The organism is Janthinobacterium sp. HH102, from assembly GCF_001758625.2.
Classification (GTDB): Bacteria; Pseudomonadota; Gammaproteobacteria; order Burkholderiales; family Burkholderiaceae_D; genus Janthinobacterium.
In genome coordinates, this window is record NZ_CP062062.1 from 1734812 (window position 1) to 1756891 (window position 22080).

General features: G+C 64.2%; 23 protein-coding genes. 9 read left to right on the top strand and 14 right to left on the bottom strand.

All coding sequences use genetic code 11. The features are described 5' to 3' along the window. Positions 1–77 precede the first annotated feature (77 nt). The 10 genes from JAB4_RS07785 to JAB4_RS07830 form a co-directional block, all read right to left on the bottom strand. Entirely contained in the window at positions 78–1382 is a 1305-nt protein-coding gene (locus tag JAB4_RS07785; protein ID WP_070221842.1) for a hypothetical protein, read from the bottom strand. Positions 1383–1541: 159 nt separating this feature from the next. Further along, positions 1542–2675 carry a sn-glycerol-3-phosphate ABC transporter ATP-binding protein UgpC gene (ugpC, locus tag JAB4_RS07790; RefSeq protein ID WP_070221841.1) on the bottom strand — a complete coding sequence of 378 codons (1134 nt, stop codon included), beginning with the start codon at positions 2673–2675 and terminating at the stop codon, positions 1542–1544. A 14-nt stretch (positions 2676–2689) separates the two neighbouring features. After that, the gene (locus tag JAB4_RS07795) at positions 2690–4030 is read right to left on the bottom strand and encodes an MFS transporter (RefSeq protein WP_070221840.1); all 1341 of its coding nucleotides are present in this window, start codon (positions 4028–4030) and stop codon (positions 2690–2692) included. A 26-nt stretch (positions 4031–4056) separates the two neighbouring features. Further along, on the bottom strand, positions 4057–4893 hold the full coding sequence (locus tag JAB4_RS07800) for a carbohydrate ABC transporter permease (RefSeq protein ID WP_070221877.1): 837 nt from the start codon (positions 4891–4893) through the stop codon (positions 4057–4059). Between the two features lie 13 nt (positions 4894–4906). Then, positions 4907–5776 carry a sugar ABC transporter permease gene (locus JAB4_RS07805; RefSeq protein WP_070221839.1) on the bottom strand — a complete coding sequence of 290 codons (870 nt, stop codon included), beginning with the start codon at positions 5774–5776 and terminating at the stop codon, positions 4907–4909. 7 nt (positions 5777–5783) lie between these two features. Then, entirely contained in the window at positions 5784–7040 is a 1257-nt protein-coding gene (locus tag JAB4_RS07810) for an extracellular solute-binding protein (RefSeq protein ID WP_070221838.1), read from the bottom strand. Positions 7041–7128: 88 nt separating this feature from the next. Further along, a complete protein-coding gene (locus JAB4_RS07815) occupies positions 7129–8142 on the bottom strand; it encodes an SIS domain-containing protein (RefSeq protein WP_070221837.1) in 1014 nt (337 codons plus the stop codon). After that, positions 8132–9244: an N-acetylglucosamine-6-phosphate deacetylase gene (gene nagA / locus JAB4_RS07820; protein ID WP_070221836.1), complete on the bottom strand. Its 1113-nt coding sequence runs from the start codon at positions 9242–9244 to the stop codon at positions 8132–8134. The genes JAB4_RS07815 and nagA overlap by 11 nt, the downstream gene beginning before the upstream one ends. Next, positions 9241–9975, bottom strand: coding sequence for a GntR family transcriptional regulator (locus JAB4_RS07825; protein WP_070221876.1), 735 nt, complete (start codon positions 9973–9975; stop codon positions 9241–9243). Before JAB4_RS07825 ends, nagA begins: the two co-directional genes overlap by 4 nt. A gap of 2 nt (positions 9976–9977) precedes the next feature. Continuing rightward, positions 9978–10850: a BadF/BadG/BcrA/BcrD ATPase family protein gene (locus JAB4_RS07830; protein ID WP_070221835.1), complete on the bottom strand. Its 873-nt coding sequence runs from the start codon at positions 10848–10850 to the stop codon at positions 9978–9980. 348 nt (positions 10851–11198) lie between these two features. Here JAB4_RS07830 and JAB4_RS07835 point away from each other — a divergent pair, with 348 nt between their 5' ends. Further along, complete coding sequence (locus tag JAB4_RS07835) at positions 11199–11486, top strand: hypothetical protein (protein WP_034759823.1); 288 nt, start codon at positions 11199–11201, stop codon at positions 11484–11486. A gap of 51 nt (positions 11487–11537) precedes the next feature. Here the strand turns inward: JAB4_RS07835 and JAB4_RS07840 are convergent, their stop codons facing one another. Then, the gene (locus JAB4_RS07840) at positions 11538–11816 is read right to left on the bottom strand and encodes a hypothetical protein (RefSeq protein ID WP_139143662.1); all 279 of its coding nucleotides are present in this window, start codon (positions 11814–11816) and stop codon (positions 11538–11540) included. Between the two features lie 422 nt (positions 11817–12238). On the opposite strand from JAB4_RS07840, the gene JAB4_RS07845 reads away from it, so the two are divergent. The 8 genes from JAB4_RS07845 (at position 12239) to JAB4_RS07880 (ending at position 19824) form a co-directional block, all read left to right on the top strand. Beyond that, entirely contained in the window at positions 12239–12763 is a 525-nt protein-coding gene (locus tag JAB4_RS07845) for a hypothetical protein (RefSeq protein ID WP_070221833.1), read from the top strand. A 51-nt stretch (positions 12764–12814) separates the two neighbouring features. Next, positions 12815–14446 (top strand): ExeA family protein, encoded by a 1632-nt coding sequence (locus JAB4_RS07850; RefSeq protein WP_070221832.1) that lies wholly within the window; start codon positions 12815–12817, stop codon positions 14444–14446. A 2-nt stretch (positions 14447–14448) separates the two neighbouring features. Next, entirely contained in the window at positions 14449–15171 is a 723-nt protein-coding gene (locus tag JAB4_RS07855; RefSeq protein WP_070221831.1) for a general secretion pathway protein GspB, read from the top strand. A 100-nt stretch (positions 15172–15271) separates the two neighbouring features. Continuing rightward, positions 15272–16768 (top strand): alkaline phosphatase family protein, encoded by a 1497-nt coding sequence (locus JAB4_RS07860; protein WP_070221830.1) that lies wholly within the window; start codon positions 15272–15274, stop codon positions 16766–16768. Between the two features lie 94 nt (positions 16769–16862). Then, positions 16863–17387, top strand: coding sequence for a molybdopterin-guanine dinucleotide biosynthesis protein B (gene mobB / locus JAB4_RS07865; RefSeq protein ID WP_070221829.1), 525 nt, complete (start codon positions 16863–16865; stop codon positions 17385–17387). Between the two features lie 57 nt (positions 17388–17444). Further along, on the top strand, positions 17445–17645 hold the full coding sequence (locus JAB4_RS07870; protein WP_034781856.1) for a YjfB family protein: 201 nt from the start codon (positions 17445–17447) through the stop codon (positions 17643–17645). A 233-nt stretch (positions 17646–17878) separates the two neighbouring features. Further along, positions 17879–18181 carry a DUF2282 domain-containing protein gene (locus JAB4_RS07875; protein WP_070221828.1) on the top strand — a complete coding sequence of 101 codons (303 nt, stop codon included), beginning with the start codon at positions 17879–17881 and terminating at the stop codon, positions 18179–18181. Positions 18182–18198: 17 nt separating this feature from the next. Next, the gene (locus tag JAB4_RS07880) at positions 18199–19824 is read left to right on the top strand and encodes a DUF692 family multinuclear iron-containing protein (RefSeq protein WP_070221827.1); all 1626 of its coding nucleotides are present in this window, start codon (positions 18199–18201) and stop codon (positions 19822–19824) included. A 4-nt stretch (positions 19825–19828) separates the two neighbouring features. Here the strand turns inward: JAB4_RS07880 and JAB4_RS07885 are convergent, their stop codons facing one another. From JAB4_RS07885 to fumC, 3 genes are all read right to left on the bottom strand, one after another. After that, complete coding sequence (locus JAB4_RS07885; RefSeq protein WP_070221826.1) at positions 19829–20113, bottom strand: hypothetical protein; 285 nt, start codon at positions 20111–20113, stop codon at positions 19829–19831. A gap of 125 nt (positions 20114–20238) precedes the next feature. Further along, positions 20239–20460 (bottom strand): RNA-binding S4 domain-containing protein, encoded by a 222-nt coding sequence (locus JAB4_RS07890; protein WP_035825476.1) that lies wholly within the window; start codon positions 20458–20460, stop codon positions 20239–20241. 95 nt (positions 20461–20555) lie between these two features. Then, complete coding sequence (gene fumC, locus JAB4_RS07895) at positions 20556–21950, bottom strand: class II fumarate hydratase (RefSeq protein WP_070221825.1); 1395 nt, start codon at positions 21948–21950, stop codon at positions 20556–20558. Positions 21951–22080 lie beyond the last annotated feature (130 nt).

The window sequence follows — 22080 nt, forward strand, 5'->3', positions numbered from 1 at the left end:
CAATGAAAAAAGGTCGAAAAAAAAGCAGCCCCGGCGTGAGCCGGGAACTGCCTTGCGCATGCTGGCGGGAACAGGAATTACTGTGCCGCTGCTGCCGGTGCCGCCGCTGCCGTGGCAGGACGGTTCAGCCACAGGATCCAGTAGCGGGCCAGATCGCCCACGCCGTCGCCGCCCTTGACCGTTTCCAGGACCTTGATGGCGTCATCTTTCTTGCCAGCCATGGCGTAGGAATAACCGAGGCGCAGCTTGGCGTCTTCAGGACGCTTCAGGCCGCCCTTGGCGATGCCTTTCTGGATCAGGTCGATACCTTTGTCGAACTGGTCCATCGTCACGAAGGCGTAGCCGAGGTTGATCAAGCCCGTGCCATCCTTGCTCTTCATGGCCGACGCTTCGCCGCTGGCGATGTTCTTCGCATCGTCGGCGGCAGCCTTGTTGGCCTGGTCGCGCAGTTTCTTGTGCTTGGCGGCATTCGCGCCCGTGCCCAGCACGCCTTTGGCAAAGCCCGCGTCCAGCACTTTTTTCGCTTCCGTCGGGAAGGCGTTCTGCAGAGCGATTTCAGCCATGTCGCTGTAATCTTGCGGCGGCATGGTGCCCACGGCCTTGAATTGCAGGCGCAGCACGTCGAGCGCGAAGCGGTCGGAATAGCCGGCCTTGCCTTGCGTGCGGCTCAGCAGATCGCTCCAGTAGTCATCCGACGGGTAGTAGCGCACCAGGTTTTCCATGGCGACCAGGTAGGTGGCCGGGTCCTTGCTTTTCGAACCCGTGTTGGCCAGCAATTGCAATTCTTCGATGGTCGGCGTCTTGCCCGCTTGCTGCTTGGCTGTCAGGTCGGCCATCAGTTCCTGTTTCGCGCGCGCGAAATCATTGCTGAAGTAGTAGGCGCGGATGATGTACGGGCGCATGGTGGTCACGTCGCCTGTTTCCGTTTGGTAACGGGTGAACCACTTGATGGCGTTCGGATAATCCTTGGCGTTGTAGTGGTAGTTGGCCAGCGCCTGGATGAAGTCGCCCTGGGCTTTCTTGTCCAGCTTGCCTGATTCGATGACCGCTTCCAGCGCCGTCATGGCCATCGGTGCATTGTTGGTGGTCGACGCCAGCGCCACGCGCAGGCGGTTCAGCACGAACGTTTCATACGGCGTCAGGGCGGGAATGGCGGCAGCCTGGTCGATGCGGCTTTGTACGTCGGCGTAGTTTTTCGCATCCATCGATGCCTTCACGGCAACCGGATCGAGCAGCTTGAACACTTCGGGACGTACCGAATCGGCTGGCGCGGCAGCGGCGGCGGCTGGCTTGGCATCCTGCGCGTGCGACAGGGCTGGCAGGACATTGAGGCCGATGGCGGCCAGGAGCAAGCTAAGACGGGCAAGACGGAATTGGGACATGGGTTATCCTTCAATCAATAACAAAAATACGCTCCGGTACTGGTTGCCGCAACAGGGTGCGGCGGCATTTGCCGGGGGCAGGGAATCTAAAAAAACACGTATTCTGCCATCCTGACCGCACAAGTCAAAGGGCGGCAGCATGGTAAACAACGGCTATTGTCACATAAACGGCTGGGCTGGAGCGCCAAACGTGCGCGCCAGGGCTTGCCCTTTTGCATCGAACAGCAGGCAGCGCTGCGGCGGCAGATGCAGGCGCATGGCGTCGCCCGCCTGGCGCAAGCCTTCCTCGGCCGGCAGCTTGACGGCCAGCATCTCGGTCACGCTCCGCATGCTGGCGTAAACGATGGCCACGTCGCCCAAGTATTCGACATGGCTGACGGTGGCGTCGACGACGTTGTTGTTCGCCGTCGCCCCATCCTGCAGGCTGACATGCTCGGCCCGCACGCCCAGGGTCAGCTGGTTGCCCGGCGCCACAGCGTCACCTTGCGCCTCGATGTCGATCACGGCGCCGCCAGGCAGACGCACGGCCACCGAGCCGGGGCCGCAGGCGACGGCCTCGCAGGCGATGAAGTTCATCTTCGGCGCGCCGAGGAAGCCGGCGACGAACAGGTTGCCGGGATTGTTATACAACTCGTGCGGACTGCCCACCTGCTCGATGCGCCCGCCGTTGAAGACGACGATGCGCTCGCCCAGGGTCATGGCTTCGACCTGGTCGTGCGTGACGTAGATCATGGTCGTCTTCAATTCCTGGTGCAGGCGCGAAATTTCCACGCGCATCTGCACGCGCAGCGAGGCATCGAGGTTCGACAGCGGTTCGTCGAACAGGAAGACCTTGGGCTTGCGCACGATGGCGCGGCCGATGGCCACGCGCTGGCGCTGGCCGCCCGACAGGTCCTTCGGCTTGCGTTTCAACAGTGGCGTGATCTGCAGGATGTCGGCCGCGCGCTCGACGGCGGCGCGCACCTCGGCCTTTTTATGTCCGGCCAGGGAGAGGGCGAAGGCCATGTTCTCGTACACCGTCATGTGCGGATACAGGGCGTAGCTCTGGAACACCATGGCCAGGCCCCGCTCGGCCGGCGCGATATCGTTGGCCAGCTGGCCGCCGATATGCAGCTCGCCGTCCGTGATGTCTTCCAGCCCGGCGATCATGCGCAGCAGGGTCGATTTGCCGCAGCCGGACGGCCCCACGAAGACGACGAATTCACCGTCGCGGATATCGAGGTCGATGCCGTGGATGACGGGGTGCTTGTCGTCGTACAGCTTGACGATATTCTTTAAAGCGATGTGTGCCATGGGTTGTGCGATTCCTAGCTGGCGCTGGCCGGCGCGGACGTGGCGCCGGCGTCAGACGGGTCGGAGGTATCCTTCGGGCCGATGCGCATGAAGCGCGACAGGATCAATACGGGCACGGCCGACACCAGCACCCACAGGAAAAAGGTCTTGTAGCCAAGCGCCGTCTGGATATCGCCGCTGATCATCTTGAACAGCACGAAGCCCAGCTGCATCACGCCGGTGGCGAACGCATAGTGGGCCGTCTGGTACTTGCCGACAGAAACCACCTGCATCATGAACAGGATCAGACCGACGAAGCCGAAGCCATAGCCGAACATCTCCACGCTGAGCGCGGCCGTGATCAGGGTCAGGTCGGTCGGTATGCTGTGGCTCAGGTAGTAAAAAACCAGGTTCGGCAAGTTCATGGCCAGGATCAGGAAAAACATGGCGCGCTTGAGGCCCAGCCACGACGTGAAGTAGCCGCCGCCTATGCTGCCCAGCAGGAAGGCCACGGTGCCGGCCGTGCCGTACACGGCGCCCACTTCCGTCGTCGACAGGCCCAGGCCGCCCAGCTCGCGCGCTTCACGCAGGAACAGCGGGCCGATGGTCTGCACTTGCGCCTCGCCCGCGCGGAACAGGATGATGAAGGCGATCATGCCCCAGATGCCGGGCTTTTTCAGGAAGTCCACCAGCACGTCCCACAAGGTGCGGCTGATGCCGGCCACGCTCTTGTCGGCCACGGCCGCGTTGCGCACCTGCGGCAGCGCCCACAGGTGGTAGGCGGCCAGCGACAGCATCATGGCGCCGATGATCAGGAAGATGACCGACCAGGCGGGCTGGATGCCGATTTTTTTCTCCAGGTAGCCGGCCAGGATCACCAGGCCGCCCAGCGAGATGAATTTGCCCGCGTTGAAGAAGGCGCCTTGCCAGCCCGCGTAGGCCGCCTGCTGCTTGTCCGACAGGCTGGCGATGTACAGGCCGTCGCAGACGATGTCGTGCGTGGACGAGGCCAGCGCGGCGACGAACAGCACGGCGACGCAGGCGGCAAACCACAGCGGCGTCTGCAGGGCCAGCGCGATCAGGCCCAGGCTCAGGCCGCCGAGGAACTGGAACAGCACCACCATGGTCTTCTTGCTCGACGCCAGTTCCAGGAAGGGGCTCCACAGCGACTTGAAGACCCAGGCAAAGCCGATCAGGCCAGTCCAGCGGGCGATCTGGTCGTTCGGCACGCCCATGCTCTTGAACATCAGGCCGGCCACCAGGGCCACGGCGTAGAACGGCAAGCCCTGGGCGAAGTACAAGGTGGGCACCCAGCTGATCGGGCTGCGTACTTTTTTGTTGATGTTGATGTTGGTGCTGATGCGCGTGTCGTGCATGGAGGCTTCCTTATCGAGAGACGTTTTCATTTGACTGCGCCGTCCATGCCGCGCATGAAGAAGCGTTGGGTAAACAGGAAGGCGAGCAGGGTCGGCACGATGGTGATCAATGTGCCGGCCGCGATCACGCGCGTGCTGCTGCCGAAGGTGCCGCGCAAATACAGCACGCCCACCGACAGCGGGAATTCATCGGGCTTGCTCATGACGATGGAAGGCCAGATGTACTCGTTCCACGATTCGACGGCCGTCAGGATGCCGACGGTGGCCAGCCATGGCGTAATCAGCGGCAGCATGATGCGGCTGAAGATGACCCACTCGGACGCGCCATCGACCCTCGCCACGTCGATCAGGTCTTGCGGCACTTCCTCGAACGCCTGCTTGAGCAGCAAGATGGCCACGGCCGTCACCACGTTGGGCAGGATCACGCCCGTGTAGGTGTCGACCAGGCTCATTTGCGTGATGGTGATGAAGTTGACGAGAAAGTTCACCTCCGACGGCAGCACCAGGGTGGCCAGGATCAGGCCGAACACGAGTTTGCGGCCACGGAATTTCAGGCGCGCCAGCGGATACGCGGCCAGGGAACACAGCAGCAGTTTCCAGAACACGGTAAACACGGCGATCAGCACGGAGTTCTTGAAGAACGACCAGATGGGAATCGCATTGAACACTTCGATGAAGTTGTCCAAAGACGGCGCCTGCGGCCAGAAGGTGGGCGGGAAGGCGAAGATATTGCCTTGCGTGGAAATGGCCGTCACCAGGGTCCACCAGAACGGGAAGACGCAGACGAGGGCGATCGCGCACAGCACGGCATAGTGGCCCAGTATGTGCAGGCGCTTTTTCAGGGGGCGGGAACGGGTTGTCATGGTCATTGCCCTGTCAGCGGTGCTTCGGTTTCAGATAGCGCAGGCACAGCAGGGCGATGGCGATGCAAAACAGCGAGACGACGAAGCTGGCCGCCAGCGCGCGCGGCAGTTTCAAGTGCTTCAAGCCCTGGTCATACGCGTAATACAGCGCCGTGAAAGTGGAATTCATCGGGCCGCCCTGGGTCAGCACGTCGACTTCCTGGTACGCCTTCAGGGCCGCCAGCACGGACAGGATGGAGCACAGCATGATGGTCGGGCGCAGCATCGGCACGGTGATCTTCCAGAAGCGCTGCCAGCGGCTGGCGCCGTCGAGCATGGCCGCTTCCTGCATGTCCGACGGTATCGATTGCAGGGCCGCCAGGTACATCACCATGTACCAGCCCAGGCCGCGCCACAGGGTGACGAACATCACGGCAAACAGGGCCAGGCTGTCGTTCGTCAGCCAGCCCACGGGCGCGTTCACCAGTTTTAACGTCATCATCACGTAATTGAGCGCGCCCTGTTCGTGGAACATGAAGCCCCACATGATGCCGACCACGGACACGGTGGTCACCACGGGCACGTAGAAGGCGGCGCGGAACAAACGGATGCCGGGCAGGCGGTTGTTCACCAGCACGGCCAGCGTGATGGCGCCCACCTGCACGAAGGGCACCATCAGCAAAAACATCAGCGAGTTTTTCAGGCCCGAGACGAACATCTCGTTGTTGAAAATGTAGCGGAAGTTATCGAGGCCGACGAAGCGCGTCTCGCGTATCAGGCTGTAGTCGGTGAAGGCCAGCACGGAGCCGTAGCCGACGGGCCAGAAGGAAAAGGCGGCCAGCAGCAGCAGGGCCGGGGCGAGGAACAACCAGGCTTGCACGGTATGGCGGTGGGCGAGTTTCATGGTGTCCTTAGTGGCGCGGCAGGGTGGCCAGCTTGCGGTTCCAGATGGCGACGGCCTGGTCCAGCGCCTGCTTCACGTCCTGCTTGCCCGTCACGCCCGCCTCGACGGCCTTCACCAGCGAGCGGCGCAGCTCGTCGTAGTCGTCGATGCCGGCCACGTACAGCGTGCGCGAGTGGCCCATCGACAGGGCGCCGGCGGCCACCGCTTTTTCGGCCGCGCCCGCGTTTTGCGGCGTGGACAGAAAAAACGGGTCGGCCGCTGCTTTCACGGTGGTGGGGAAGACGCTGGCCTGGCGCGCGAACGCCAGCTGGTTTTCGTCGTTCGTCAGGAAGCGCGCGAACTTGCCCACCGAGGGCAGCTGGCGCGCCGGCACGCCTTTCGGGATGGCGAAGTGCACCAGCCAGCCGCCGTCGGCGATGCCGGTGGGACCCAGCGGCGCAGGCGCCACGTCGGTGATGGCGTAGATATCTTTCGCGTCGCCGCGGATGCGCTGCATGGCCGTGGGCGGCGCCAGCAGCATGCCCAGGCGGCCGCCCTTGTAGGCGTCGATCACGGCGGGGAAATTGTCTTCGGCGAACAGGCTTTCCTTCAACAGGCCGCCGACCTTGTAGGTGTCGGCCAGTTTCTGCACCAGCGCCACGTGCTGCGGCGAATTGAAGACGGCGCGGTTGTCGGTGATGACGGCCAGGCCCTGCTGCATGAACAGGCCGTCGATCTTCGAGAGGGCAGGGGCGATGCCGGCCTTGCCCGTGCGTTGCGCGATCTGGCGCGCGAATGCCAGTTGCTCATCGAGGCTGGCGGGGCCGCGCGTGAGCCCGGCCTGTTTGAAAATGACGGTATTGAAGGCGATCACCGCGACATTGCTGTACATGGGAAAACCGTAGGTGCGGCCCTTGAAGCGCAAGTCGTCCAGGGCGCTGGGAATGTAGCTGGCGCGCGCAGGCGCGATCAGGCCATCGACTTGTGTGAGCAAGCCGTCGCGCGCAAATTCGTCGGCCCAGGGCACATTCAGGCTGACCAGCGCGGGCGGCGTGCCGGCCACGATGCGCGTGACCAGCTTGGTCTGGATGACGTCCCACGGGAAGTCGATCCATTCGATTTTGACACCGGGATTCTGCGCCTCATAGCGCGCCACCACCGCATGGAAATACGGCGTGAACTTGGGCTTCATGCTGAAGGTCCAGAATTCGATTTTCTCGGCAGCCCATGCCTGCGGCGCGAGCAGGCCCGCGCAGGCAAACACTGCCAACAGTCTCTTGATCATTATTATTATCCCTGCCAGTGGCCCCGCAAGTGCCGGGGTCGGACCCTCAGGGTCCGACCCCAGTCTTCGCTTTCGGGTTGGGTATTGCTTAGTTTGTTTTTGTTACTTTGCTCAAGTGACGCGGCGCATCCGGGTCCATGCCGCGCGCGGCCGACAGTTTTGCCGCCATCACATAGAAGGACTGGATGGCGACGATCGGGTCGAGATCGGGCGTGGCCGCCACGGGCAGGGTCAGGTCGCGTTCGGCCACGTCGGCGGGGGCCGCCAGTAGGACCTTGGCGCCGCGGCCGCGCATTTCCGTGGCCAGCTGCAGCAGGCCGGCCTGGGTCGGGCCGCGTGTGGCGAAAATCAGCAGCGGGTAGCCGTCTTCGATCAGGGCCATCGGGCCGTGCTTGATTTCGGCGCCGCTGAAGGCTTCGGCCTGCAGGGCCGAGGTTTCCTTGAATTTCAGAGCCGACTCCAGCGCCACGGGGAAGCTGATGCCGCGTCCGACGACCATGATGTTGCGGGCCGGCGCCAGCACGTCGATGGCGGGCGACCAGTCGACGCGGGTCGCTTCGAGCAGCGCTTCGGGCAGCGCTTCCAGCCCTCCCAGCAGCTCGGGATCGTTCTGCCACTGGGCCACCATGCGCGCACCGGCGACCAGGCTGGTGATGAAGCTCTTGGTGGCGGCGACGCTCTGTTCCTTGCCGGCGCGCAGGGGCATGGCCCATTCGGCGGCGTGCGCCAGCGGCGAATCGATGTCGTTGACGAGGGCCACGGTGGTGGCGCCGCCGTCGCGGAAGTAGCGGATCGGTTCGACCACGTCCGGGCTCTGGCCCGATTGCGAGATCGAGATGGCCAGGGTGTCGCGCGTCACCAGCGGCGATTTGTTCAGGGTCACGAGCGACATCGGCAGGGATGCCACGACGCGGCCCAGGCGCGCCATGATCAGGTAGGCGACGTAGTTGCAGGCGTGGTCGGAGCTGCCGCGCGCGATGGTCAGCGCGGTCGAGAACGAGGTGCTCCTCAATTTGCGGCCCAGTTCCGCGTAGCGTTCCGTGTCGCTGGCCAGTTGCAGGGCGACGCATTCGGCGGCGGAAACGGCTTCTTTAAGCATCATTGAGGTCACAGATTTCTCCTTCTATATACACAGCTTTGAGTTTGAGATCGCGATCGAGTACCACCAGATCGGCGTAAGTGCCGGGGGCCAGCCGGCCGCGTTCTTCCAGGCCCAGGTAATCGGCGGCATTGGTCGACACGCGCTTGGACGCGTCGGCCAGGTCCAGTCCCAGTCCCACCAGGTTGCGCAGCGCCTGGTCCAGGGTCAGGGTGCTGCCCGCCAGCGTGCCGTCGGGCAGGCGCACGCCGCCCATGCATTTCTGCACGGCGTGGCGGCCCAGCATGTATTCGCCGTCCGGCATGCCGGTGGCGGCGGTCGAATCGGTGACGCAGTACAGGCGCGGGATGGCGCGCAGGGCCACCTTGATGGCGCCCGGATGCACGTGCAGCAGGTCGGGAATCAGCTCCGCGTATTCGGCGTGCGCCAGGGCGGCGCCGACCATGCCCGGCTCGCGGTGATGCAGGCCGCTCATGGCGTTGAACAGGTGCGTAAAACCCATGGCGCCGTGTTCCAGTGCGGCCACGCCGTCTTCATAGGAGCCCAGCGTGTGGCCGATCTGCACGCGCACGCCGGCGTCGGCCAGGGCGCGCACCAGCTCCAGGTGGCCGGCGATTTCCGGCGCCACGGTGATGACGCGCAGCTTGGCCAGGGTTTGCAGGCGCTCGATTTCCGCCAGCGTGGCGGCGCGCGCGTAGTTCGGCTGCGCCCCGAGCTTGCCGGAATTGATGTACGGGCCTTCCAGGTGGGCGCCCAGCACGCGCGCCGTGTTCGGGCGGCGGTGCCTGGCGGCGATGCCGATGGCCGTCAAGGCCATGTCGATGTCTTCCGGCGGCGCCGTCATGGTGGTGGCCAGCAGGCTGGTGGTGCCGTGGCGCGCATGGATGGCCGCGATGGTGTAGACGGCTTCGCCGCCTTCCATGATGTCCTTGCCGGCGCCGCCGTGCACGTGCAGGTCGATGAAGCCGGGCAGAATATAGTCGTCGCTGTTGCCCGACGGGTGGACGGAATCACCGGTGATGCTGTCGACTTTTTCGCCGAAGGCGATGGCGCCGTGGATCCAGCCGCCGGGGGTAAGGATATTGCCTTTGATAGTGCTGCTCATCTGCGCGACTCCGCTACGAATTCATAATAATCACTGCGGCAATACGAGTGGGTCAGTTCCACCGCTGCGCCGTTGTCGAGATAACTGACACGGGTGATGTGCAGCATGGCTTCACCCGTCTTGATATTGGCCAGCTTGGCCTGTTCCGCCGTGGCGTTGACGGCGCGGATATGCTGCAGCGCGCGCATCGGGATGGTGCCGCGCGACTCCAGGTAGCCGTACAGCGAATCGGTCACCTGCTGCGGGTCCGGCATGTACAGTGCGGGGATGGTGGTCGTCTCGATCGCCATCACCACTTCGTCGGCCGTGCGCAGGCGGCGCAGGCGCGCCACCGGCATGTGCGGCGACAGTCCCAGCGACAGCAGTTCCAGCGGCGCGGCCGAGCCGATGTCGCGCTGCAGCCAGCGCGAGCCGGCCGTGAAGCCCCGCTGGCGCAACTCTTCCGAAAAGCTCGTCAGGCGCGACAGCGGCTGTTCCAGCTTGGGCGTGATGTAGGTGCCCGAGCCGCGCTTGCGCGTCAGCATGCCCCGGTCGCACAGCATGTCGATGGCCTTGCGCGCCGTGACGCGCGAAATTTCGAGGAGCTCCGACAGCACGCGCTCGGAAGGCAAGGCCTGGTTGGCGCGCCAGTCGCCGCTGGCGATGCCGTCCGACAGCATGTTCGCCAGCTGCATATAGAGCGGCGTGTCGCTGGCGGGATTCGGTTTGAAGGCGGACAGTTTGGCCAGCATGGTCATTGCTCCTGCAAGTGCTTGCGTATCAGGCGCAGACCGCCCGCGGCCGAGTCGCCCTGTGCCGGCACGACCAGTTGCAACAGTTCCGCCGGCAGGTAGCTCGACAAGGGCGCCGCCAGGCCGCCGCACAGTGCCACGGGCAAGGCGCCGGCCGGATCGAGCGCCCTGGCGATGAGGGCGATCTGCTGGCCCGCGTCGGTCAGGATGCTGCGCGCCACGGCATTGCTGGCCGCGTGTTCGAGCACCAGGCGCGCCAGTTGCGCGAAATTGGTCTGGCTGGCGGCGGCCAGCCACACTTGCATGGCGTCGCGCTGGCCGCCGCAGGCGTCGATGACGGCCGTGGCGAAGGCGCTGCCGGGCACGCGGCCGTCGACCACTTGCTGCGCATGGTTGATGGCGCGCATGCCGATCCAGGCGCCACCCGCTTCGTCGCCGGAAGGGAATCCCCAGCCGCCCACTTCATGGCGGCTGTCGTCCGCGTGCAGCACTTCGCCCACGCTGCCGGTGCCGATGGCAACGATGGCGCCCGGCTGGCCCGCATGCGCGCCCAGCAGGGTGGTCAGGGCATCCGATTCGAGTGCGACTGCGGCATAGCCGGGATTGTGTTCGACGAAGCTGGCGGCCCACTGCTTGTTGTGCACGCCGGCCAGGCCCAGGCCGATGGCCATGCGCTGCAAGGAGGGTTGTTCCAGGCCGGCCGTGCGGAAGGCCAGGGTGACGGCATGCGCCACGGAGGTCCACGCCCGTTCGATGCCCAGTCCCAGGCCGGATGGGCCGCTTTGACCCTGTGCCAGTTCCTGGCCGTCGAGGCGCGCCAGGCGTACGCGGGTACCGCTTCCCCCGCCATCGACGCCGATTATGTATTCGATCATGTTGTGCAGTCCCGCATTTGGTTGAGTGCGCCTGTCTCGGTTCTTTTATTTGTCGGGCGGCGAAAAAGCTGAAGGCACTATATTGTCGCCCCGATGGCTTGTCAACAGGTATTTAAGTGGTATTAACAAATGCGTTGCGCGATGACGCGCCATGCCCGAGGGTGTGATTGCAAGCGATTGTTAATAAAGGAGTTTTTGTGTTTCGTGAATGGTATTGAAATTGGCCTTGTTTAATGCCAATTTTTTCCAACTGGTCTGTTGTTGGCGATGCGGTATTGCTTGCATGCATGCTTGGCAAGGGGCGCCATGAAGAGTAAAGTCCGGCTTTTACACCTGAGTTGGAAGAGCATGATGAACGACAAGGCAGCAAAGAGCGAGTACTGGGACGACTGGCAGCAAGAGGCGCTGGCCGCCGGTGTGTCGGCGCCGCTGGCCGCGCTGGGCATGGAAATGATGCGCACGCACCGCAAGAACCGCTGGCCGAAGGATTTCCTGGGCCGCGAAAGCGATGGCCCGGTCATGATCGAAATGTGCCTGGAAGATGAGGCGGAAACGGAATTGTTCTTTATCGAGAACCTGTATCCCTACGATGCGGCGCTGATCGAAAAGACGCGCCGCCGTCTGTGCCTGCACTGATCGTACGCTGACGTGTGACTGGAACGGCCGCCTTGCGCGGCCGTTTTCACGTCAGTTACTGAATTTTTCGCTGCTCGTGGTGGCTCTGGCGCGCATGCGCAGGCTCAGCAGCACGATGGTGACCAGCAGCAGCGAATGTGTGCCCGGTTCATGCGAAGCGGGGGCGTGCAGGCTGGCGTCTTGCGACTGGAAACTGGCCAGGCGCGTGGCCAGGGTGGCGGGTGCCGCCTGGTAGCTGGCCTTCTGAACCGGCGCCGTGCCCGCCGCATGCGTGCTTCCAGCGGTCCAGAGCGACAGGGCCGCGCCCAGCAAGATCATTGTTCTCATCATATTCTTTATTTCCGCCGAGGGCTGTCAATCGATTACACATGGTCCCGCCGTATGCCGGCCCATGTACTGTCCTGTCCCCAGTTTGTATGCTTTCCGGCGTTGCTTATAGTGCACCGGAATGATATCTATTTATAAATTTCGTGTATTAAAACATAATAAAACAAAAATGCAAACGTCTTTTTGCAAATAAGTGCATGCGCTGCCTGTGCTTGCCGGGTGCGGTCTGTCTATTGCATAGGGGAAATGACGTGGCATTTTCATGGGGGAGTGTCATAATGGCCCAGGCATTTCCGCCCAGGCATGGAGTAGATGATGAGCAAGGCACAGGACAGCAAGAAAGAAGCCAAGAAAGAACCGGCCAAGACCATGAAGGAAAAGAAGGAAGCCAAGAAGGTCAAGAAAGAAGAGCGCAAGCGCTGATCATGCGCGTGCGCCGTTCATTGACGCGCCCGTGGCGTGCGCCGGCCCTGCTGGCGGCGTTCGCCCTGCTGGCCGTTGGCCTGCCCGTGTCCGGCGTGCTGGCGCAGCAAAAGCCGGCGCCGTCCACGTTCGGGCAGGTGGTGGGCAATGCCGTGCTGTGCATCGACCAGATCGACAACAAAGCTTTTTATGCGTATTTGCTGACGGCCTTCGGCCCCGCCTACAAGCATGAAGGGGGCGCCTACTGGTTCCGCACGGACGCCACCTTGTGGGGCGCGCCGATTACCGACGTGATCGTCAGCGACGACACCAGTCCCCTCGTCTTCATGGGCGTGGTGGCGGACGCGACGCCGGAAAAGCTGGAGCCGGCCATCCGCGGCTCCTCGGGCCTGCGCTTCAATAAACTCGACAATTCCGCCTTTCCTGTCCGTGGTTCAATGCCTGGCAGTAAAATCGTCTACTTCCGTAGCAAGGCGAAAGTCTATTGCGCCAAATACAAGCCGTTGCCGCCCGCCCGCACCCGCTGAGGGTCTCGGCTTGCCGCCGCGCATTTTGATTGTTTCATCCGCAGGGTCTCCATGTACACGCATTATTTCCAGCTCAAGCAATCGCCGTTTTCGATCGCGCCCGATCCGCGCTACCTGTTCATGAGCGAACGCCACCGCGAAGCGCTGGCGCATTTGCTGTATGGCGTGGGCAGCGGCGGCGGCTTCGTGCTGCTGACGGGCGAAATCGGCGCCGGCAAGACCACCGTGTGCCGCTGCTTCATGGAGCAGATTCCGGAAAACTGCCAGCTCGCGTATATCTTCAATCCGAAGCTGTCCGTCGAGGAATTGCTGCTGTCGATCTGCGAGGAATTCCGCATCGCCGTGGCGCCCGGCGTGGCCAGCGTGAAAGGCTATGTCGACGCCATCAATGCGCACCTGCTGGCCAGCCATGCGCAGGGCAAGAACAATGTGCTGATCATCGATGAAGCGCAAAACCTGTCCGCCGCCGTGCTCGAACAATTACGTTTGCTGACCAATCTGGAGACGAGCGAGCGCAAGCTGCTGCAGATCATCCTGATCGGCCAGCCGGAATTGCGCGCCATGCTGGCCCGGCCCGAGCTGGAGCAGCTGGCGCAGCGCGTGATCGCCCGTTATCACCTCGGTTCGCTGACGGAGGACGAGACGGCCAGCTATGTCCGCCACCGCCTGGCCGTGGCGGGCAGTACGGCGCAGACGCCGTTCGCGCCCCGTTTGATGGCGACCATCCATTCCTTGAGCAAGGGAGTGCCGCGCCGCATCAACCTGCTGTGCGACCGCGCGCTGCTGGGCGCTTACGTGGAAAACCAGCCGCAGGTGACGCGCCAGATATTGCGCCGTGCCGCCGAGGAAGTGTTTGCGGAAGAGGGCAAGCCGGCTGCCGGACGGGGCTTGCGCTGGCCGCACGTGGCCGCTGGCGTGCTGGCTGGTGCGCTGGTCACGGCCGCGCTGGCCTGGCATTTCATGCCACGCACGCCTGCCACAGTGGCCGTGGCGAAAGTGCCCGTCGTGGTGGCGTCGGCGGCGCCCGCTGCGACACCTGTCCCCGCGTCCGCGCCCGTCAGCGTGCCTGACCGCAACGCCGTGCTGCGCCAGCTGGCCAGCCTGTGGGGCGAGCAGTTGCCGGCCGGCGACGCTTGCCAGGCGGGCGCCCGCGCCGGCCTGCGCTGCCTGCACAGCCGGGGCGGCATCGCCGAGCTTCGCGTGCTGGACCGTCCCGCCATGCTGGCCTTGCGCGATGCGGGTGGCACTGAACAGCTGGCGCTGTTGACGCGTCTGCAGGATGATACCGCCACCTTGATGCTTGATGGCAAACAGCAAAGCCTGCCGCTGGCTCAGCTGGCGCAGCGCAGCGATGGCAGCTTCACGACCTTCTGGCGCGCTCCGCGCAGCTGGCGCGACGAAGTGCCGCTGGGCGCGCGCGGCGCCGACGTGGATTGGTTGGCGCAGCGGCTGGCGCAACAGCGGGGCTTGCCGGCGCCGGCCGCCAATCTGCCGCTCGATGCCGAGATGCAAAGCCAGCTGCGCGCTTTCCAGCAAAGCCAGAGCCTGCGGGCCGATGGCCTGGCGGGCCCGAAAACATATATACGCCTGATGCAGCTGGGTGACAATGCGGAGCCGCGCCTGAGCAGCGCGGCTCCTGCCGTGGCGGCGCCCGCTGCGACGGCGATGGTGGCGGGGAAATAAAGATGTCCTACATACTTGAAGCACTGAAAAAATCGCAGGCCGAGCGCCAACTGGGCGAGTTGCCCTCGATCCACGCACCGCAAGTGCAGCTGCACGATGCGGCCGCGTCCGGCGCTGGGCGGCGCGCGCCCGTCTGGCTGGCGCTGGGCGGCGTGACGGTGGCCGTGGCCGCCGCCCTGTTGTTCTGGCAGCCCTGGCAGGCAGGCACGGCTGCACCTGCGGCTGCACCTGCGGCTGCACCTGCGGCCGCTCCTGCCGTGCTGGCCCAGGCTGCGCCCGCGCCGCTGCCGGCAATCGTGCCGCCGGCAGTCCCTGTCCGTGTACCGGTATCCGCGCCGGCCCCCGTCACGCAAGTCACGCCCGTGCCGCCAGCGGCCACGGCCGCGCCCGTGCACCATGCCAGGCCTGTGGCGGAACCGAAGCAGGAAACGCCAGGCCAGGCGCTTCCCGTCGTCCCGGCTCCGGCTCCGGCCGTGCCGCCGCCGGCAGCCGAAGATGCCGTGCCCGGCATGCGCGACCTGCCCGAGCCGATACAGCGGCAAATCCCCCCGGTCGCCATCGGCGGCTATATCTATTCGAAGAATCCGGCGGACCGCCTGTTGCTGATCGACAAGGTCCTGCGCCACGAAGGCGAGGAACTGGCGCCCGGCCTGGTACTGGAAAAATTGCAGCCGAAAGCGGCCATCTTCAGTTTCAAGGGTTACCGCTACCGCGTGCCGTATTGAGTTGTTGTGCATCAAGGCCGGGCCCCCATAGCTGAACCATACTGGTTTGGCCTGGTCGAACCAGGGTCGCTGCGACCGTGTGCGCGGCCGGGGAGTTCCGATGATTGCTGCCGCAGCTGGTGAGGGTGCTTTTGATGCGCATGGCCTGGGTAACCTGGCGCGCATCGACCATATCGTCGTGCTGATGATGGAAAACCGTTCCTTTGATCACATGCTCGGCTACCTGAGCCTCGAAGGCGGGCGCGCCGATATCGATGGCTTGCAGGCCAGCCATGCCAACGTGCATGCGGGCGTCCGCTATCCCGTGCACCATTTGCGGCGCACGGCCTTTGGCCCGCAGCAAGACCCGTCGCATACGGGCACGTCGGTGGCGCAGCAATTGCAAAATAATAATGGCGGCTTTGTCGACGACTATGCGCAAACGCATCCGGGCGACCCCGACATCGACCTGGCAATGGGCTATTACAATGGGGCCGACCTGCCCATGTACGATTTCCTGGCACAGCAGTTCTGCGTCTGCGACCGCTGCTACAGCTCCGTTCCTGGCGCGACCTGGCCCAACCGCCTGTATGCGATCAGCGGCAAGGCGGCCGGCAGCCGCGACAGCAAGCGCGTGCCCCTGTACACGAACAAATCCTTCGTGCGCCACCTCGACCGCGCCCAGGTCAGCTGGAAATTTTATTCCGCCTGGAAGCCCTGGAGCCTGGCGCTGACGGACGACCATTACCGTTCGTCCGAGCTGTACGAACCGTTCGGATCGAGCGCGCTCCGCTATGGCTTCATCGGCGATGCGCTGGCGGGCGCCTTGCCCTCGGTCAGCTGGATCGATCCGCATTTCTTTGAAAACGACGACCACCCGCCGACCGATATCCGCGCCGGCCAGGCGCTGGTGGCGCAGGTCTACCAGGCCCTGTCGCGCGGCCCCGCCTGGGCGCGCACCTTGCTGATCCTCAGTTATGACGAGCACGGCGGCTTTTTCGACCATGTGCCGCCTGGCCCCGCCATCGACGACGACCCTGCGTTTCGTCAGTACGGTGTACGCGTGCCCATGCTGCTGGTGTCGCCGCTGATCGCGCCGGGCAGCGTCAGCCACGAGGTATACGATCACACGTCGATCATCAAAACCATCCTGCAGCGTTTTTGCCGCGCCGCCGATGGCAGCTTGCCCCCCATGGGCGCGCGCGTGGCGGCCGCCAGCGGTCTGGGCGCCGTGCTGACCCTGGCGCAAGCCCGCGCTGCACCCGCCGTGCCCGCCGCCGTCGTGGCGCAGCGCGCCGCCTGGGAGGCCGATGTGCGGGCGCAGGATTTCGCCCCCCCGACGCCCGCTTGCCAGTCTGATGGCGAGCTGGCCTCCGCTGCCGCCGTCCCCTTCCAGTCCGATGCCGAGGCGGGCGCGATCGCCGCCCACCGGCAATTGGCGCGCACGGCCAGGAATGCACATGCGCTAAATGGCAAAGCAGCGGGCAAAACAGCGGGTAAAACGGCGGGTAAAACGGCGGGCGCGGCAGCGCCGAAGTCGTCGGGACGGCGCCGTCGGCAAGGCGGCAAGCCGGCGCCTCTTGCCGACGGGAATGGCGAAAAACCTGGAGTCGCGTGACTTGGATGAAGAGCTGGACGATGCACCGGGTCTGCGCCGGCGGTCGCGCCCGTGGGGCTGCGTATAATCATTCCTTCTCAATCAAGGAGTGACCATGCACGATGCGATGCCCCCACACCCGGTACTCGGTGTGATCGGCCGTTCCGGCAGCGGCAAGACGACCCTGCTGGAATTTGTGGTGAAGGAACTGGCGGCGCGCGGCTTGCGCGTCAACCTAGTCAAGCACAGCCACCATGACCTGGCGCTGGAACCGCCGCAAAAGGACAGCGCCCGCCTGCGCATGGCGGGGGCGGCGGAGGTGCTGGTGGCGTCGCCGTATCGGTTTGCCATCGTGCATGAGCTGCGCGGGGCTCCTGAGCCGAGCCTGGCGCAGCAATTGGCCCGCATGGGGCCGGCAGACCTGACCCTGGTCGAGGGTTTCAAGACGGACCCGATTCCCAAGCTGGAAGTGTTCCGTCCGGAAGTAGGGCAGGCGCCCCTGTATCCGCATGACCCGCATGTGATCGCCGTCGCCTCCGACAGTCCGGCGCCGGCCGACTTGCGCGACGGCGTGCAATGGCTGGACTTGAATGCCCGCGAGCACGTGCTGGCCTGGTTGCTGCACAGGCTGGAAAAATAAGCTAAAGGTTTGCCGGCGGCATCCGTTAACAAGAGTAGAACCTCATTGGAGAAACGTATGGACGTCGGAAGCATTGCTCAACTGTCAACCACGATGGCGGAGACAGGCACGCGGCAAGCCGTTGGCTTGACTGTCCTGAAAAAAGCTCAGGATATCCAAAGCTCGACCGCCACCGCCTTGCTGGCAGCGTTGCCGCCGGTACAATCGGCGCCAAGTCTGCCGGCTCATCTCGGTAACCGCATCAACACGACAGCCTGAGCGCGGTCCCGCGGCGCCAGTCCGGCGCTCGCCATAGATACGCCCACACCACCGTCATCGACGGTGGCGCGTGGGCGTTTTTGTCTGTCGTTTCGCCATCCTTTTCGCCGTCCTCCCGTCTCCGTTCGCCATGACCCGGCCGATTCAGTAGAATGACGTCCATCACCTCGCGTTGTCCATCGTGCAGCCCGGGGCGTGCCCACTTTACTTTGACCCATGCAAGAGGAATCCCCATGAACAAACGTCAAGCTCTCATCGCCGCCGCCCTCGCGGGCCTCTGTGCCGGTACTTCCGTCAATGCGGCCGCCCACGATGGCCCCGCCCCGGGCGACAAGGAAAAATGCTATGGCGTGGCCAAGGCCGGGCAGAACGATTGCGCTTCTTCCGATGGCGCGCATTCCTGCGCGGGCCAGGCGGAGGCGGACAACTTGCCCACAGAATGGGCGTATGTTGCCAAGGGGACGTGCGAACAGGCGGGCGGTTCCGTCAAGCCCATCAAGGCCGGCAAGACGGCAAAGCCGGCCACGCAGCCGTAAGCGTCCGCCGCCTGCCCATGCCGCCGCCCATTCAGGCGCTTGCCGGCGTCGGCCTGCGCGCCGCGCACTACCGCGACTTTCTGGCGCGCCGGCCCCAGGTTGGCTGGCTGGAAGTGCACACTGAAAATTATCTGCAGCCGTCGGGCTGGGATAACCATGTGCTGCAGACTCTGCGTCAGGATTACCCCATCAGCCTGCATGGGGTGGGCCTCGGCCTGGGATCCGCGCGCGGCTTTTCCGAGAGTCATTTGCAGCGCGTGCGCGCCGTGGTCGAGCGTATCGAACCTTCCCTTGTGTCGGAACACCTGAGCTGGGGCGCCGTGGTGCAGCAGCAACTCAACGATCTGTTGCCGCTGGCCTTGAATGGCGCGGCCCTCGATTTACTGTGTGCAAGAGTGGGGAGGGTGCAGGATGTGCTGAAAAGGCCGATCTTGCTGGAGAATGTCTCCACTTGCCTGCGTTTTGCCGACGATGCCATGAGCGAGGCGCAATTCCTGGCGGAACTGGCGCGCCGCAGCGGTTGCGGGCTGCTGCTCGATATCAATAACCTGTATGTGAACCAGTGCAACCACGGCGAGGACGCCATGCTTGCGATGCAAGCCATCGCGCCGGGCAGCGTGGGCGAACTGCACCTGGGCGGCCATCTGCTGACGCCGCACGCCGTGATCGACCACCATGGCGCCGCCGTGGCCGATCCCGTCTGGGAGCTATATGCGGCCGCCTTGCAACGCTTTGGCGCCATTCCCACCCTCGTCGAATGGGACACGGATTTGCCGCCGCTCGATATCCTGCTGGGCGAAGCGGACAAGGCGCAAGCCATGCTGGCGCGCCATGCGCCGCAAACGCCATCATGGCAGGCAGCGTCGCCGCCGTCCCCGCCGCTACCCGCGTCGCTTGACGCGCTGGTCGCTGGCCAGCAGGCATTTGCCATAGCCTTGCTCGATACCGGGGCAACATTGCCATCGTTCGCCGGAGGGGCGGTGCCGCAGCGTTTCGCGCTGTACCGCGGCAACTTGAGCGCCACCTGGCGCCGTACCCTGGGCCACGCCTATCCCGTCGTGCTGGCGCTGGTGGGCGAGGATTTCTTTGGCGGCCTGGCGCGCGCGTATGGCCGGCAGATGCCATCCGATAGCGCCGATTTGAACCAGTTTGGCGCCCGTTTCGCCGATTTTCTGGCGGCTTTCCCGCCCGTGGCCGCATTGCCCTACCTGCCGGACATGGCACGCCTGGAATGGGCCTTGCACCTGGCCCATTACGCGGCCGATGCGCAAGCGCTGGCGCCCGAGTCGCTGGCCGCCCTGCATCCCGATCAGCTGGAAATGCGGCGTTTTACCTTGCATCCCGCTTGCACCTTGCTCGTGTCCGACTGGCAGGTGGCGGCCTTGTGGCAGGCGCATCAGGAGGAAGACGGTTCGGGGATGTTTCCGCAAGATCTGCAGGTGGCGAGCTGGGCGCTGGTCTGCCGGCCGCGCTGGAAAGCGCAGTTGCTGGTGCTCGATGCGGCTGCGCATGCCGCCTTGCAAGCCCTGCAGCAGGGGCAAACGTTCGGCGCCGCGCTCGATGCGGCGTTCGAGCTGGACCCGGCCTTCGACCTGACCGCGCACCTGCGCCAGTGGCTGGCGCATGCGGTCCTGGCAGCGTGACGGTTTATTCGAAGGCGCGCAGCAGTCGCGCTTCGCCCGTCTGATCGCGGTACAGGGCATTCGCGGCCAGGGTGGCATCCATCATGCGCGTGACTTGCTCTTCTTCAAAGCGGGCCAGTTCGGCCGTGGCCGCGACGAGGGCCAGTTGCAGCCTGGCGCGCGCGCTCTGGTACAGGCTGCTGGTGTATTTGTCTGTGTTACGCAGTAATTCTTCCGCGTTTTCTATTACCTGGCGCAAGTCGCCGATCAGGCGTTCCTGGCTGCGCGTACCTTGTTCGGGATGGTCCATGGCGCTTCCCTTCTGCAATCGATATTTATCTGACAATAACGACGTGTCGCAGCTTGACTTGGGCAGCCGGGCTGGCAGGAGTGCTGGCTGTACGCATGGGGCCGCTTTCGCGCCCCATGCCGGGGTCAGACAGGAGCGACGACCGTGATACGGATATCGCCCACACTGACGACCTGGCCGGCGCGGATCTTGGCGGTCTTGCGCAATTCCTTCTTGCCATCGACCTTTACCACGCCGCTATCGACCATGACCTTGCCTGCGCCACCGCTGTCGCACAAGCCGACCAGCTTGAGCAGCTGGTTCAGCTCGACGAACTCGGATGTTAAATCAAAGCTTACTTTTTGCATTGTATCCCTTATTGCAATGATGTGTTTTCAACACTTGATGACGACCTCAACTAATCCATAGTTTACCTGAAGCCGCCAGCAATGCAGGGTGTAAGTCAGCTTTTGTTGGGCCGCGTCATCTCCAGCGGCACGATCCATGCGCCGAATTGCTCTTCCGTCACAAAGCCCAGGGCCAGCGCCGCTTCCTTCAAGGTCGTGCCTTCGTGCTGGGCCTGCTTGGCGATTTGCGCCGCCTTGTCATAGCCGATGTGCGGCGCCAGCGCCGTGACCAGCATCAGGGAGCGTTCCATCAGTTCGGCGATGCGTGCGCGGTTCGGCGCGATGCCGTGGGCGCAATGCTCGTCGAAGCTGCGCATGCCGTCGCCGAGCAGGCGCGCGCTTTGCAGGAAGTTGTGTGCAATCAAGGGCTTGAAGACGTTCAACTCGAAATTGCCCGAGGCGCCGCCCACCGTGATGGCCACATCGTTGCCGAAGACCTGGCAGCACAGCATGGTCAGCGCTTCGCACTGGGTGGGATTGACCTTGCCCGGCATGATGGAGCTGCCCGGCTCGTTTTCGGGGATCGTGATTTCGCCGAGGCCGGAGCGGGGGCCGGACGCCATCCAGCGCACGTCGTTGGCGATTTTCATCAAGGCCGTGGCCAGGGTTTTGAAAGCGCCATGGGCGGCGACCAAGGCATCGTGGGCGGCCAGGGCGGCAAACTTGTTGCTGGCCGTTTCGAACGGCTGGCCCGTCAGGCGTGCCAGTTCGGCGGCGATGCGGCCGGCAAATTCCACATGGGCATTCAATCCCGTGCCCACGGCCGTGCCGCCGGCGGCCAGCTGCAGCAGCGGCGGCAACGCTGCCGTGATGATGTGCTCGGCAAAGTCCAGCTGCGCCACGTAGCCGGAAAATTCCTGCCCCAGGGTCAGCGGCGTCGCGTCCTGCAAATGTGTGCGGCCGATCTTGACGATGTCGGCAAACTCCGTGGCTTTCGCGTCCAGGGTGGCGCGCAGCTGGCGCAGCGGCGGCAAGACCGTGTTGGCGACGGCCAGCGCGGCCGCCACATGGATGGCGGTGGGGAAAATGTCGTTCGAGGACTGGCCCAGGTTGACGTCGTCGTTCGGGTGCAGCAGGCGCTCGGCGCCCCGCAAGCCGCCGATCAGCTCGGAGCCGCGGTTGGCCAGCACCTCGTTCATGTTCATATTGCTTTGCGTGCCGGACCCTGTTTGCCAGACGGCCAGCGGGAATTCTGCGTCATGCTTGCCGGCCAGCACTTCGTCGGCCGCCTGCGTGATGGCGATGGCTTTCTTGCCATCCAGTAATCCCAGGTCCAGGTTGACGTGGGCGGCCGCGCGCTTGACGGTGGCCAGGGCGGCGATCAGTTCGGGTGGCATCTTTTCCGTGGAGATATGGAAGTGCTCGAGCGAGCGCTGCGTTTGCGCTCCCCACAGCCGGTCGGCGGGTACGTCGATCGGGCCGAAACTGTCGCGTTCGATTCTGCTACTCATGGCATCCCTTTCATCGATGGAGGTGGATCGAGTGTACTCCAGACGTCAAAAAGGCACAGGATGATGCTGTATTGCATCATTTTTGCCCTGACCCATCTATATTTTTGCGATTTCCTGCCGTTAAAGACAG